This window comes from Sediminicola arcticus (assembly GCF_040566695.1).
Lineage (GTDB): Bacteria > Bacteroidota > Bacteroidia > Flavobacteriales > Flavobacteriaceae > Sediminicola > Sediminicola arcticus.
This window is the reverse complement of sequence record NZ_JBEXAE010000004.1, coordinates 17,508-32,217: the sequence shown is the minus strand read 5'-3', so window position 1 is coordinate 32,217 and position 14,710 is coordinate 17,508. Positions and strand designations below refer to the sequence as shown.

Here is a 14,710-nt window from a genome sequence, read left to right as displayed (position 1 = left end):
AATTTTTGAATAAGGTAAAGCTTATGAACAAGAACCATATGTGTTACTATTTTTTCCGATAGAAGACAGCTAACAGTATAAAAATTAACACCTTGAAGATTCAATAGAACTATCTGAAGAAGAGTAAATGCATACCGGAGGAAAGAAACGGGTAGGATAAAAGGGACAGAAACGATTAAATTTCAGTATAATGAAGGCCAGCTATGAAGATTGAATAAAAGCCTATCAACAATCCCTGATTGATTGTCAAAATTGTCTTAGGATACTGGCATGGAAATAAAGTATGAACGACTGTCCTTATTGTTGTATGCTGTGTATTGACGCATGTTTATCTTGTTTAAAATTCATGGTAGCAGATAGTCGTTTTGCAAAACGATATGGCCAATTAGTATAGTATTTTATCGGATAAGATTTACTATAATGTTTAATAGGTAATCTATTTAATAGGTAAATAGATTACCTATTAAATAGATTGACTCAAAACCAAGAAAATATGACTATAGAAGATGTATACACCACGGTTAGGACCTTGGCAGAGTTCAGAGATCTTTTTGAAAAATCTATTAAGAAGGCAAAATTGCAAGATGATAAGCAGATGTACAGTGAATTGCACAAATATTCCGCTTTATTGGGGAGTTATATGGAGGGATTACTGGAAGAAGGAATGTTTCCCACTGATCGTGAACACCTGTAGTTATTTTAAAATATGACCTAAACAGAAATATGTTTAGATCCCAGACTCTTTAAAGTAGGGATATTATCCATCATTCCTATCTGAGGATCCACTTATTTGAGATGAACTCCACCTAAATAGAATATGTGAAAACGTATCTAAACAAACGTTCACCAGTGTAATTTAGGTTAGACGATTCTGAACACATTTTTAGAATTTTTTTTAGAGTGTTTAAGGCTATAAAGTTTAACTTGCGTACAAATGTTATATGTAGACCAATATATTTTAGTCCAAAAAATAATGTAGATTTTTTTTAATTTTATAAGTAACTAAAAGAATATGATGAAAAATATAGGAATTAGAATTTTATGTGTAGTTCTATTTGTCTCGGGAGCAACTATAGGCAATGCCCAAGAAAAATTTGGGGGATTAGCACTGTATACTGTAAGGGATCATATGGGCATGGATGCCAAAGCTACACTTCAGGCAGTTGCTAATGCAGGATATAAGAATATTGAGTCGGCTGGTTATGCCGATGGTAAGTTTTATAACATGTCTCCAGAAGATTTTAAGGCGATGCTTAATGAGCTTGGATTGACCCCAATTAGCACCCATCAAGGTTCTGTAACCCTAGAAAATGCTGACAGCATGATTGCCGATGTAAAAGCTGCAGGATTTGAATATTTAGTGATACCGGTGCCGCCAATGGGACTTTTTACTGTTGACCAAGAAACAAGAACCATGGGGATGACAGGAGGAGCCAAAAATTTAGGTGCTATTCTTAACACACTAGGCGAAAAATGTGAAAAGGCCGGGTTGAAATTGTTGTATCATAACCATGATTTTGAATTTATTGAGGATAAAGATGGTATAGTGACCATTGATTATCTTTTGGAAAATACGAATCCCAAGTATGTGAATTTCCAAATGGATCTTTTTTGGGTAACCAAAGCGGGTGCAGACCCTTTGGCCTATTTTGAAAAATATCCTGGTCGTTTTATTATGTGGCACGTTAAGGATATGGATGATCAAGGTAGGTTTGCTCCAGTAGGTAAGGGTACCATTGATTTTGCTAGGATTTTGGCTAAGAAAGAACAATCTGGAATGAAATATTACATGGTAGAGCAAGACATGACCTTTGACGGTATGAAACCGTTAGAGGCTATAAAAATAAGCCATGAAGGAATTAAGAATATTGGGTTTAATTAGAAAAGTAAAAATCCATACTCCCAAAGGAGAAATATATTCATTGTAATGAAAAAGAAAACCCACAACAGAAGTTGTGGGTTTTTCATTTTCGGTTATAGATTTAGGATATTTTTCGAGTCATTCTACCTCTTCCATATTTAAAATAAAGAGTTCATTTGTTCCCAATTGTGACCTATTTAGGGAATTGAGCCATAAGTAATTATAAATGTCAATCTAATCAAAGAATCGTCATTGAGATTAAATTTTTCCAATATCCTAGGTTCAATTGCCGCAAACAATAGTTTACTCTGGTCCAAGCGATCATAAAACAGATAATCCACTTCCTTTTTACTATCGAAAGTGGCAGTTACGATATGGGTGAGCTTTTTGTCCCCTTCTTGTGAAAAGGCAAAGCCAAAAAGGAAACTCAAAACAATGGTAATGATAATTTTTTTCATATGGTTTTCCTTTAAAGATATTAAATTACTTTTTCAGAATAAGTTTAGAAATAATCTCCTCCCTTTGTACCTTGATCTTTTTTAATATGTTGTTGTAAATGAAATTTTTAACAAGATCAGTTTGCTGAAACCCAAAATCGGCCCATTCGTGACCACCTTCTGGATCAGAATACAACTCGTAAGAGGTATTCAATGACCTTAGTTTTTTAACTATTTCGGAAGGCCCGTCCAATATGAGGTAACCGGGGGTGTTTGAATTACACAAATGGTGGGAAGCCGAGGCATATGGAACCTTGTTATCCATTCTTCCGTGGATAAATAGCATGGGAACGGCATTTTCTGAAGTTAAATAATCAGCGTCCAAAGTAGCACCTGAAAAACTAATGGCGCCAATTATTTTTCCTTGTTGGATGGCTACAGGTTTAAAGTTAAAATTGTCTTTTAAGATAAACTTATTTAATATTGTTTCTGCCCCTGCACTGCTTCCTACTAAAATTATATTGTCTGGATCTATATTAAATTTTGTAGCGTAGGTTGTTAAATAGTAAATAGCTTTGTTAAGATCATCTACAGCTTCCACATAGGTCTTGACCTTAGTTGCTGCTGGACAATTACAGTCAAAACCTTTTCCTTTCCTTGAAAGTCGATAACTTATAGAAGCTACGGCGAAACCTTTTTTTGCAAAGGTTTCGCCGAATGTAGTCTCCTCGCCTCCATTTCGCTGTCCAGCAACAAAACCACCTCCATGTACCAGAACTATTAGAGGCTTTATACTGGCTGTATCTAATTTGGAATCGTAAAAATCTAATTTTAAGGTGTCTGCATAAAAATATGTTCTTTTTCTTATGTTGGAAAAGAGATCATCTATGTATCTTGTCTGAGCATGGATTTGTACATTTGAAATAATGAAAAGGAAGAATAGAGATGTAAGAGTTCTTAAAAAAGGCATTGTGCTAAGTGTTTATTAAATATTCTACAAATTGGCTACGTATAGCACTCAGCCTGTATTTACTCACTAAAAAGCTTCTAAGCTAGTCTATTATGAAATCCCCCGAATTTGTAAGACTCTCCTTTTTAAGAATAATTCATAATTCATTACTCAATTTAGAAACGAGTCCTAGTAAAGTACTACTTTTTTATGGATAGTACCACTACTGCCACCCTCCACCTAGAGCCTCATACAAATCCACGACCGCCTGTAATTGATTATTCTTAGAATTAACCAAGTCCAAACTAGAGTTGAGAGCATTTTCCCTAGCCCTCAAAACTTCAAGATAGTTAGCAAGTCCATTGTCTAATAATTCCTCAGAATAGCTGGTTGCTAAATCATAGGCGTTAAATTCTTTTTCTTTTATCGTAATCTTTTCCGTTGCCGCATTAAAGGAATACAGGGCATCCGAAACTTCCTTCCCTGCATTGAGCAACGAAAATTTAAAAGATAATTTTGCTTGCTCCTGCTTTGCTTGGGAAACTTCGTATGCTGTTCTTATTTTGCGTCCATTGAAAATAGGTTGGGTTAAACCACCAATTACTGTTGCAAACAAAGAGGTTGAACTTAATAATTTATCAAAGTCCAAACTCTGAAGACCCCCATTGGCGGACAGGGTTAAAGAAGGATAAAAATTACTTCGGGCTACGTTGGTTAATTCAAAAGCATTGATCAATCGGTATTCTGCAGACATCACATCAGGCCTGTTTGCTAATAATTGTGAAGGCACTCCAGTGGTCAACGTAGTGGTTATTCTTTGATTTTCTAGTGAACCCCGGAGGATGGTTCTGGAATCGCTTCCTAACAATATAGACATGGAATTCTCTAGGAGTCGCACGTTATTTTTTAAATCGATTAAAAGGCCTTGGGCATTATATAGCTGTGCTTCGGTTTGTTTAACACCTACTTCGGTTACATTTCCTGCTTCTTTTAAGGCTTGGGTGGTTTTCAACCCATTTTCCCTAGTTGTAATGGTTTCTTCGGTGATTTGTATTTGTTCATCCAGAGCCAACAACTGATAGTAGGTAGATGCAATATTGGCCACTAATCTACTTTTTACAGCTTTGTGGGCTGCAATAGTCTGTAAATACGAGGCTTGAAATGCTCTTTGATTGCTACGTATCTTACCCCAAATGTCAGCTTCCCAGGATAGACCACCACTAAGCTGGTATTGATCTAATTTATCAAACTGCCCTCCAAATTGGCTATTACTAGAAAGTTCGGAATGGATGTATTGGGCTGTTGCATCAAGGGTAGGGTAGTAGCCTAATTTTCCTTGCTTAACATACGCTTCAGAAATTAATATTTGCTGGATGGCAATACGAATGTCTATGTTGTTGGCAAGCCCTTCTTCAATATATGTTTGCAAAACGGGATCTGTGAATAATTCCTTCCAAGAAATTGCTGCTATGGAGACACTATCTTTTGACAATTGATCGGTACGGTAATAATCTGCTGTAACAACCTCTTCTTGAGGACGCACATAGTCCTTTGCTGCAAAGCACGACGCTAGTAGCAAGGGCACAGAGACTATGAATAGATATTTTATTATTCGTGATGATTTCATATAGTTATGCTTCTTCAGAATTTGCACTATTTTTTGTTTGTGGTTCCCCTGTTATTTTTTCTTGGAGCCATTGAAATAGAATAAAGAGAATTGGAATAACGAATACCCCCGTAATTGTTCCTATCAATAACCCACCTACGGCCCCAGTTCCTATAGATCTGTTTCCTGCTGCACCAACACCGTTTGCCAAAACAAGAGGCATTAAACCAAAGATAAAGGCGAAAGAGGTCATTAATATAGGTCTTAGTCTGGCTTCAGCACCTTCAACGGCTGCTTCTAAAATTGAAGCTCCATTACGTCTTCGTTGTAATGCGAATTCCACAATAAGAATAGCATTTTTTGCCAAGAGTCCAAGAAGCATAATAAGGGCAATCTGGAAATAGATATTGTTTTGCAAACCGGCTAATTGAGTAGTGATATAAGCTCCAAAAATACCCAATGGTAGGGACAACAATACTGAGAATGGTATTAGATAACTTTCATATTGTGCCGCTAACAAGAAGTACACGAAAACCAAGGATAAGAGAAAAATAGTGGTCGTCTGGTTGCCTGCATTGACCTCTTCACGCGTTAGACCAGAATAGGCGGTGGTATAGTTACTTGGTAACGTGGCAGCGACCTCCTCCACCGCTTTAATAGCATCCCCAGAACTAAAGCCAGGATTTGTGGCAGCCGTAATATTTGCGGAATTAAAAAGGTTGAACCTAGTTACTGATTGTGGTCCGTATACTCTTTTAAGGGTTACGAATTCCGTTATAGGTGTCATATCTCCACTACCAGTTCTTACATATAAATTATCCAAATCATTTTTGTCTGCCCTATCTTCTGGCAGGGATTGCACATAAACGCGGTATTGTTTTCCAAATCGAGAGAAATCGGCGGCGAAAATACCACCAATATAACCTTGAAGGGTTGAAAAAATACTGCTAATAGGGACGCCTAATTCTTTTGCCAAAGGGGCATTCAATACCAATTCATATTGAGGGTAGGCCGTGTTGAAGGACGATTGTGCATAGAGTATCTCCGGACGTGCCGATAGTTTTGCAATAAAGTCTTGATTAGCCTTGTCTAAATCAGTAAAACTACCCCCTGTTTTATCTAATAAGTTTACTTCTACTCCGGCAGAGCTGCTAAAACCAGGAATACTAGGTGGCGCAAAAAAGATAATATTAGCTTCTGGTATTTGGGCCGCTACACCAAACATTTTAGCAGTGATACTTTCTATGGACAAGGAATCTTCTTCGCGCTCATTCCAATCATCTAGGCGAATAAATCCAAGACCAAAGTTGCTACCAGCACCCCCTAAAAAGCTTCTTCCTTCTACAACAGAACCTTCTTTGACGCCTGGAATTTGCCTTAATTTTTTATACAATTCAGCATTTACTTGATGTGTACGGTCAATGGACGATCCTGCAGGTAGTTCTACGTTGAGAAATATGATTCCTCTGTCTTCATCAGGTACAAACCCAGTTTTTACCACTGTAGAGGACCACCAAATACCTAAAACAGCAAGTGCAAGGATACCCCCGGTTATCCATTTGTGGCGATACAAAAAGTGTACAGATTTCCCATATTTCTTTACTGTAGCACTAAAGCCACGATTGAAACCGTCAAAGAATTTTTGGGCATAGCTTTTCTTTTTGCCGTTTACCTTTTCATCATGTCCTTTAAGAAATAAGGCACATAAGGCCGGACTCAAGGTCAATGCATTAACAGCAGAAATAATAATTGCAACAATTAGTGTAATTCCGAACTGTTCATAGAAAACCCCTGTAGGACCTTTAACAAAGGTAACGGGAATAAAAACGGCCGCCATGACCAACGTTATAGATATGATGGCACCTGAGATTTCGTGCATTGCCTCTACGGTAGCTTTTTTTGGATCGGATTCTCCTTCATCAATTTTGGCGTGTACCGCTTCTACAACTACAATGGCATCATCCACAACAATACCAATGGCCAATATCAAGGCAAAAAGGGTCAGGAGGTTAATGGAGTACCCGAATAAATTGAGAAAGAAAAACGTACCGATAATGGAAACAGGAACCGCAATTGCGGGTATCAAGGTAGATCTAAAGTCCTGAAGGAAGATAAATACAACCACAAAAACTAATAGAAAGGCCTCAACCAAGGTCACTACTACTTTTTCAATGGAGGAATTTAAAAAGTTATTCGTGTTGTAGGGAACAAAGATCTCTATTCCTTTTGGCAGATCTTTTTTAACCACCTCTAATCTAGCTTCAATTTCTAAAATAATATCTCGGGCATTAGACCCTTTGGTTTGAAAAATCCCCAAGTTTACAGCAGGATTCCCAGCTGTAATGGAACCCCCAGCATAGGATTGGGCACCCAATTCAATATCGGCTATATCCTTTAATCGTAAATACTCTCCATTTCCAATCGCTTTAATAATGACATCACTGTATTGGGCCTCAGTTTTAAACCTCCCGCCGTATTTAATGACATAACTAAAGGCTTCTCCACTATTTTCCCCTAAAGCACCTGCAGCGGCTTCTAAACTCTGTTCCCGTAAGGCAGCGGTAACGTCTGAAGGAATTAATTTATAGGCAGCTAATTTCTCGGGCTTTAGCCAGATACGCATTGCGTAGTCTTTGCCACCAAAAACACTAACATCTCCAACACCATTAACCCTTTGAAGTTCGGGAATAACATTAATCTTTAGATAATTTTGAATAAACGTCTCATTATAGTCAGGATTACTGCTGTAAAAGGACATATACATTAACGCACTCGTTTGTTGCTTTTGAGTAGTTACCCCTGTTTGTAAAACAGCTTGGGGCAATAATGGATTGGCCCTTGCCACACGGTTTTGCACGTTAACAGCTGCAATATCTGGATCTACTTCCTGATCAAAAAACACAGTAATAGTAGCGGTCCCAGTATTAGTGGCTGTAGACGTTAAATACGTCATTCCTTCCACTCCATTGATTTGTTCTTCTATGGGAATGATAACGCTTTCAAGAATGGTTTCAGCATTGGCGCCTGGATAGCTAGCACTTACGGTTACCGTAGGAGGGGCAATATCTGGATATTGCGTAATTGGTAATTGTGAAAGTCCCAAAACACCCAATATGACAATAATAATGGATATTACGGTAGATAGGACCGGACGATCTATAAATATTTTTAACATAATCTATATTCCTTCAAAAGGTTATCTAAATACTTGTTTGATGGGCTTGGAAATACTGTCAAATGGAACTTCCATAGGTTTTATTTTTGTAGTGCCCCTCAGTTTAGCCACACCCTTTGCTACTATAAAATCCCCTTTCAGAACGCCATTGGAAACCACATATAAATTGTCCACTTCGGTCGCAATAGTAATTAAGGAAGAAATAGCCATGCTATCTTTACCAACCTTATACACGTAGGTACTTCCTTGCTGCTCGTAAGTAGATTCTTTTGGCACAACGATGGCATCTGTATAGATTTTTGGAATTTTAATTGTACCGCTATTGCCATTGGTAAGTAATCGGGAAGGATTATTGAAAACGGCACGAAAGGAAATGGACCCAGTATTTACATTTATCTGTGAGTTAATGGTTTCTATGGTCCCTTCTTCTTTGTATTCGCTTCCATTGGCTAAGAACAATTGAACCTTGGGTAGATTTTTAATTTTTTCAGAAATATCCTTTCCTTCAGCATTTTGTATAAAGTTCAAATACTCTTTTTCGTTCATAGAGAAATAGGCGTAAACCTTACTTATTTCTGAAACCGTTGTCATTGGTTCTTCATTTGTAGGACTCACCAATGCACCTTTCCTGAGGCGAATAGCACCAACATATCCATCTACCGGACTTTTAATATTTGCGTAATTGATATTAGCATTGATACTGTTGTAACTGCTTTTTGCCTGTTGTAATTTGGCCTTAGCCGTTTCCAATTGTACATTGCTTATTATATTTTTTTCTACTAAAGGCTGCAATTTATCCACTTCTACTTGAGCAGCATTTACATTGGCCTTGGCTGCGGCTGCATCTTGGTTGAGCGATTTGGTTTCTAGTTTAAAAAGTAGTTGTCCTTTTTTTACTTGTACACCTTCATCCACTAAAACATCTGTAATATACCCTGCTATTTTAGCTCGTACCTCACTATTTACGATACCTTCAATACTAGTTGGGTAGGTTTCATAAGACGTTATGGTTTTGGTTGGTATTGCCAACACTTGAAAAGGTTTTGGACCTTCTGGCGTAGTTGCTTTTTCGTTATTTCCACAGGAAATTATTAAAAAAACCGAAGCAAGGATTACGGGAATATATTTCATTTTATTCATAGTTTTTGGCGCTAATTAAAGCCCTTTGTCCTGATTCTGGAAGGCCTTTAATTTTTCAAGTGTTTTTTTTATATTCTTTTTTTGGGTGGTAAGGTAATCTTGAAAGAAAACACCCATAGACTCGTTTTCCACAAATTTTGTTGGAGTGTGTTCTTTATTGAACTGGTTAATCTTTTTTACCAATTTTAATTCTTTCTCAATAGCTAGTAAATACTCTTGTAAGGTAAGTTTTAGGTAATTATTAGTACCTCTAAAATAGCGTTTACGATCCCCAGATTTAGTGTAAAATTCAACATAATTCAGTTGTACTAATAAGGAAATATTGGTAGAGACAGAACTTTTACTAGCTTGAGTAATGGACATGATTTCTTCAAACGAAAACCCTTCTTCCGACGAAAGTATCATAATGGCATATATGCGTGAGGCTAGGGGTGTAAGCTTATGACTGCTTTCTAAATGAAGCCCCACTTCCTCTATCAAAGTCCTTTTCTCTTCCGAACAAATCCCCATAGCATGATTGTTGTAGTTACAAATGTATGATTTAGTTCGGAACTTTCCGAACAAAGTAATCTTAAAAAATTGCCAAAGTTTTTCATAAGATAGATGGAGATATGTGGATGTAGGAGTGCTAAGCAATACTTGCCCCTAAAATTCCATTGATAATTGGGGTATATGCGCTTTGGTATTGCTACTGATACTTAAAAGTAAACTTGTTCCAGATATTTAAGCACTTCGCTTTGCTTAGTTAAAATTTCAACAATTAGTAGCTGTTCCCTAGTTTTGTATCTAATTTTGAAGATTAAAAAGGTCGTACTGTTTCTAAATTAAGTTGCAATCGATGCCGATTTCTTTTTTATCTAATTAAATCCCATTTTTGGGCGCTATTGCTTCATGAGTCAAAAACTTCCAAATTTTGTATTGTATTTAATGAGCGTCTCGGCCGGACTGGTAGTAGCTAATTTGTACTACAACCAACCTTTACTAGGCGAAATAGCTAAAGATTTCGGGGTATCTGAATCTGCGGTGAGTAACGTTGCACTAACGACTCAATTGGGTTACGCTTTTGGACTTTTATTTGTTATTCCATTGGGAGACATGGTTTCCAACAAGAAGATTCTTCAATTTGACTTTTTGGTGATGATCATATCCTTACTGGCGGCCGCTATATCCAATTCACTAGTGTTATTGATCATCAGTAGTTTTTTTATTGGGTTTACTTCGGCTATTCCTCAATTATTTGTGCCCATGGCGGCTCAACTCAGTGACAAGGAGGGGCAAGGTCGTGCTATTGGAATAGTAATGAGTGGCTTGTTGGTAGGAATTCTGGGAAGTCGTGTCATCAGTGGGTTTGTAGGTGAGCAATTTGGGTGGCGAGTGATGTATTATGCTGCAGCTGCCATGATGGTGGCGCTTTTTGGCTTACTCAAATTTAAACTACCCAACCTTAATCCGTCTTTTGATGGAAGCTATGGTAGCCTAATGAAATCGTTGTGGTTCTATTTAAAGTCAGAATCTACCTTAAGATTGGCAGCCCTTCGAGGCGCCTTGGCATTTGCAGGATTAAGTGCATTCTGGACCACCTTAGTATTTTTGATGGAAGATTCTTTTGGTTACGGAAGTGGAGTTACTGGTGCTTTTGGCCTTCTTGGGATTGTAGGTGCCCTTGCTGCCGTGGTGGTCGGTAAAATGAATAATAAAATTAGTAGCTATAAAATTATTTTGTTTGGGTCTCTTTTGCTCATTCTTTCCTGGGTTATATTTTTAGTTTCGGCAAACTCCATATTAGGTTTGGTCATTGGAGTTATCCTTATTGATATGGGCCTTCAGGCACTACACATCACTAACCAAAATATCATCTTTTCCAATAATCCAGAAGCACGAAATCGTGTTAATACCATATATATGGTCGGGTTCTTTATAGGCGGAGCAATTGGAACAACCTTAGGTGCCATTGCTTGGGAGCAATTTAAATGGACAGGAGTGGCGGTATTGGGTATCTTCTTGTCTGTGGCGCTATTGGCGGTGCATTTGGCGTTTAGAATTAGGGTAAAAAGGTGATGTCAGTTTGGTAACCATTTACCGTGCATTATCTTTTTCTGCCTTGTATTATTTTAAAAATAGGAATTGGGTGCCGTCATCTAAGGTCAAAATAATGTCCAACTTAGCTTTAGGCTAGATCTTAAAGATGCTAAGAGTTGATCTTAAAATAGCACAAAAAAGCATTCTGTTCAACATAAACAGAATGCTTTTTAAAACTTATTATTAAAGTATTTTGATAAGTTTATTAATCGTCTAAAAGGTCTATTGCAGCCTTAATGTTATTTTTAATAGATTGTGCTATAGCATTGTTGCCATCCTGATCTATTGGGCTTATTTCAATAATACCGTCACCATTACCGTCTGCAGCTTTTGAAAGATCAACTCCCGAAGTTACATCGAAAACCAAGGACAAATCAAAATTTAGAATAAGTTCATTTGTGTTATTTTGAATAACAATATCCAATTGGGAATCTTCAAAATCAACTTCTACTTCATCTTCAAAATTATGCCAGAAGATAAATGGGGTGCCGTTTACAGTCCCTTGTATTAGAACAGATTTCCCGAAAAGATCACTATTAGGATCGGTGCTTTCATCAAATTTGAACTCCAATTCTTCATAAATTCCATTGGGGATTTCTACTGATATAAAAGAAACCTGACCAGCCAGAAGATCTAATTCAAAAGGCCCTTCTAATTCTATTTCGTCTTCAAAGTCGAAGTACCCGTCATCGTTCCATTGCTCATTATCGCTATCTTCGGTATCGTCTTCTTCGTTATCATCATCCATTTCCAACTCAAATTCACTTAAATTCATTCGAAAATCAGTAATTGTGACATCGGAGTTTAATGATTTTCCAGTTAGGGATGCCTTGCTTGATGTTGATGAAACCATACTTTTAGCGGTGATACTCAATTGACCTTTTCCTGATGAGGAGTCCTCTTTGGAACAGCTAACAGCGGTTAAGAGGGCTAGAATGGCCCATAGTCCATTTTTTAGTGCACTTGCAAGATTTTTCATAAAATTTTAGGTTAATTTAAATTTGTTCTTTTTATAGAAAACAACTAACTAGGAGAATACCCTACTTCAAAAACAGATTTATTTAATGTTTATTATTTTGAAGTAGATTAATATCAGACGATTTGGGAGAATCATGCAAGATTTTTTTTGATAAGTATATGTCAATTTAGTTGAAATAATAGGTCTTATGTATCATGACTAAATCCCGTTTAGGCCATAAAGAGGCTTCTTTTTGGGATGTGGGTTCTGTAGCATCCAATGATGACAGCATATCTTTCTGGAATTATAGGAATATGTCATCGTCTTTTAGGGAAAACAATTCCATTTCTACTTCATTTTTCGTGAGGTCCGCTTTTGGAAGCTCCAGTTTCAATTCACCCAACAGTACATCCGCCACAATACCAACAGGAATAGAATTGTTATCTATATAAACATTATTTATTTTTAAATTATTGACCACAAAAAAGGTAGTTGTTCTCTGTATTATTAGAAACAAAAGGTTTGCTCTGTTTATAGCGAATTTTTGTGTTCGATAATTTCAGTTTGTCACTCTCGTAGTACATGGTTTCTAGATCCACCTTATTGACATTCACTACTAATTTCCCCATACTAAAGGTAGCAGGCATACCTAAATAAGCATCATTGTAGTGTTATTGTAAAATCTGATAGATCAAATGTACTTAGGGTTACCTTAAATGGTTCAGCTATTGGCTGTAGGGGAACTGTATTTTTTGATAACAAAGCCTCTAAAAGAAATTCGCAATTAAATTTCTTCAAATCTGAATCTCTTATAATATTAGCTGTTAATCTTTTCTTTTTTACCCTCCAAATAAGCATCCCCAAAAAAGGTTATAAAAAGTTGGTTTATTTTAACTTTGGTGTTGGTCTTATAAGAAATGTAATTGGTGGCTTTTCCGGCTATAAAATTTTATCCCCATGGACTTCTAATAAAAAGGAGCAATAGGAGAATAAATAAAAAAAGTGGCAAAATAAATTTGACCAAGCGCCTTAAGAAACGATATTTTACTTTTGTTTGTCATTTATTGAATGTCAAATATCATCAATTAAGCAATGTTACATGTGCTTTTCCGAATCTTATTCTAACGTATTAAATAAATTTAAAAGATTTTATGGGGATTAATAATAAGGTTAAGATTTAATGCTTAAGCGTTAGTTCTAAAGCGTAATTTTCGCTAAACTTGTCTTTGGAATTAAGGGGTAAAGAGATTAGGAGTATTTTTCATAGGGACTATACACCATGATAAAAGGGCCTATTAAAAAGAAGAAAGATAATTTTATATAAACCTATAATCAGGTAAACATATATGGCATCAGGATTTTTCGCATTATTGGATGATATTGCTAGTCTAATGGACGACGTTGGGGCTATGAGTAAAATAGCCGGTAAGAAAACAGCTGGTATTTTAGGAGATGATTTAGCGGTAAATGCTGAAAAAGCCTCTGGTTTTTTATCCTCTCGTGAAATTCCTGTGTTGTGGGCAATTAGTAAAGGGTCTTTGCTTAATAAATTAATTATTCTACCCTTGGCCTTTTTGCTCAGTGCCTTTGTTCCACTGGCGATTACGATTGCATTATTGCTAGGAGGTTTCTATTTGGCGTATGAAGGGGCAGAGAAAATCTATGAATTTTTTGTGCCCCACCAATTTCCAAAATCCGAAAAAGTGAAAACTAACTTAAGTAAGGAGGAAATCTTGTCATTGGAAAAGGGAAAAATTAAGTCGGCCGTTGTAACTGATTTTATTCTCTCCATTGAAATAGTGATTATTGCTTTGGGAACGGTAGTAAAAGAACCTATTTGGACCCAGGTTTTTGTGGTTTCCATTATAGCATTGGTTGCGACGGTAGGAGTTTATGGCATTGTTGCTATGATTGTTAGAATGGACGATTTAGGTTTAAAACTCATTAAATTCAATGGAGAGGAGAGCAGTCTGTCCTATACCATTGGGAAATTTTTGGTAGCCGCCTTGCCAGTGGTCATAAAAAGCTTATCTGTGATTGGAACGGTTGCACTGATCTTGGTAGCAGGCGGCATATTTGTGCACAATCTTGAATTTCTCCACGATTGGCTTCATGCGCTACCTGCTATTCTAGGCGAATTTATAGCTGGGTTGCTTATAGGTGGTATTTGTTTGTTGGGAGTTCTAGTAATTAAGAAAATTTGGAAGGCTATTAAGCCAGATGCGGAGTAGTCCAAAACCCTTAAATAAATCGTTTATATTAAAAACCCAACCCAAAAAATCATGTGATTTTTTGGGTTGGGTTTTTAGTTTTAATAAGGGAATAGGTTACGGTTTTAATTCATGAGGTAATTATTAAAACATAAGGTATAATAAAAAGAATAATAATTTTCTTATTTAGGTTATATTTCTTGGTGTTTAATTTTTGGCATATATTGATTTTTAAATAGTTTGTAAAGGCACAAAAAAGTAACAGTATCCGTCATTAATATGGTATTTCCGTAAA

At 36.6% G+C, this 14,710-nt stretch carries 12 protein-coding genes; 4 read left to right on the top strand and 8 right to left on the bottom strand.

The features are described 5' to 3' along the window. Nucleotides 1-493: 493 nt before the first annotated feature. Together ABXZ36_RS09370 and ABXZ36_RS09365 are read left to right on the top strand one after the other, a co-directional pair. A complete protein-coding gene (locus ABXZ36_RS09370; RefSeq protein WP_354615255.1) occupies nucleotides 494-694 on the top strand; it encodes a hypothetical protein in 201 nt (66 codons plus the stop codon). A gap of 321 nt (nucleotides 695-1,015) precedes the next feature. After that, the gene (locus ABXZ36_RS09365; RefSeq protein WP_354615584.1) at nucleotides 1,016-1,882 is read left to right on the top strand and encodes a sugar phosphate isomerase/epimerase family protein; all 867 of its coding nucleotides are present in this window, start codon (nucleotides 1,016-1,018) and stop codon (nucleotides 1,880-1,882) included. A gap of 176 nt (nucleotides 1,883-2,058) precedes the next feature. On the opposite strand, the gene ABXZ36_RS09360 is transcribed toward ABXZ36_RS09365, so the two are convergent. From ABXZ36_RS09360 to ABXZ36_RS09335, 6 genes are all read right to left on the bottom strand, one after another. Further along, nucleotides 2,059-2,319, bottom strand: coding sequence for a hypothetical protein (locus tag ABXZ36_RS09360; RefSeq protein ID WP_354615254.1), 261 nt, complete (start codon nucleotides 2,317-2,319; stop codon nucleotides 2,059-2,061). Nucleotides 2,320-2,344: 25 nt separating this feature from the next. Then, the gene (locus ABXZ36_RS09355) at nucleotides 2,345-3,268 is read right to left on the bottom strand and encodes a carboxylesterase family protein (protein ID WP_354615253.1); all 924 of its coding nucleotides are present in this window, start codon (nucleotides 3,266-3,268) and stop codon (nucleotides 2,345-2,347) included. Between the two features lie 202 nt (nucleotides 3,269-3,470). Further along, the gene (locus ABXZ36_RS09350) at nucleotides 3,471-4,874 is read right to left on the bottom strand and encodes an efflux transporter outer membrane subunit (RefSeq protein ID WP_354615252.1); all 1,404 of its coding nucleotides are present in this window, start codon (nucleotides 4,872-4,874) and stop codon (nucleotides 3,471-3,473) included. A gap of 4 nt (nucleotides 4,875-4,878) precedes the next feature. After that, nucleotides 4,879-8,028: an efflux RND transporter permease subunit gene (locus ABXZ36_RS09345; RefSeq protein WP_354615251.1), complete on the bottom strand. Its 3,150-nt coding sequence runs from the start codon at nucleotides 8,026-8,028 to the stop codon at nucleotides 4,879-4,881. A 21-nt stretch (nucleotides 8,029-8,049) separates the two neighbouring features. After that, entirely contained in the window at nucleotides 8,050-9,168 is a 1,119-nt protein-coding gene (locus ABXZ36_RS09340) for an efflux RND transporter periplasmic adaptor subunit (protein ID WP_435602326.1), read from the bottom strand. A gap of 15 nt (nucleotides 9,169-9,183) precedes the next feature. After that, the gene (locus ABXZ36_RS09335) at nucleotides 9,184-9,678 is read right to left on the bottom strand and encodes a GbsR/MarR family transcriptional regulator (RefSeq protein WP_354615249.1); all 495 of its coding nucleotides are present in this window, start codon (nucleotides 9,676-9,678) and stop codon (nucleotides 9,184-9,186) included. Between the two features lie 417 nt (nucleotides 9,679-10,095). On the opposite strand from ABXZ36_RS09335, the gene ABXZ36_RS09330 reads away from it, so the two are divergent. Continuing rightward, complete coding sequence (locus ABXZ36_RS09330; protein WP_354615248.1) at nucleotides 10,096-11,226, top strand: MFS transporter; 1,131 nt, start codon at nucleotides 10,096-10,098, stop codon at nucleotides 11,224-11,226. Nucleotides 11,227-11,452: 226 nt separating this feature from the next. Here ABXZ36_RS09330 and ABXZ36_RS09325 read toward each other — a convergent pair whose 3' ends face one another. Together ABXZ36_RS09325 and ABXZ36_RS09320 are read right to left on the bottom strand one after the other, a co-directional pair. Further along, complete coding sequence (locus ABXZ36_RS09325) at nucleotides 11,453-12,226, bottom strand: hypothetical protein (protein WP_354615247.1); 774 nt, start codon at nucleotides 12,224-12,226, stop codon at nucleotides 11,453-11,455. A gap of 283 nt (nucleotides 12,227-12,509) precedes the next feature. After that, nucleotides 12,510-12,722 (bottom strand): hypothetical protein, encoded by a 213-nt coding sequence (locus ABXZ36_RS09320; RefSeq protein ID WP_354615246.1) that lies wholly within the window; start codon nucleotides 12,720-12,722, stop codon nucleotides 12,510-12,512. An 829-nt stretch (nucleotides 12,723-13,551) separates the two neighbouring features. On the opposite strand from ABXZ36_RS09320, the gene ABXZ36_RS09315 reads away from it, so the two are divergent. Further along, nucleotides 13,552-14,436: a DUF808 domain-containing protein gene (locus ABXZ36_RS09315; protein WP_354615245.1), complete on the top strand. Its 885-nt coding sequence runs from the start codon at nucleotides 13,552-13,554 to the stop codon at nucleotides 14,434-14,436. Nucleotides 14,437-14,710: the final 274 nt, after the last annotated feature.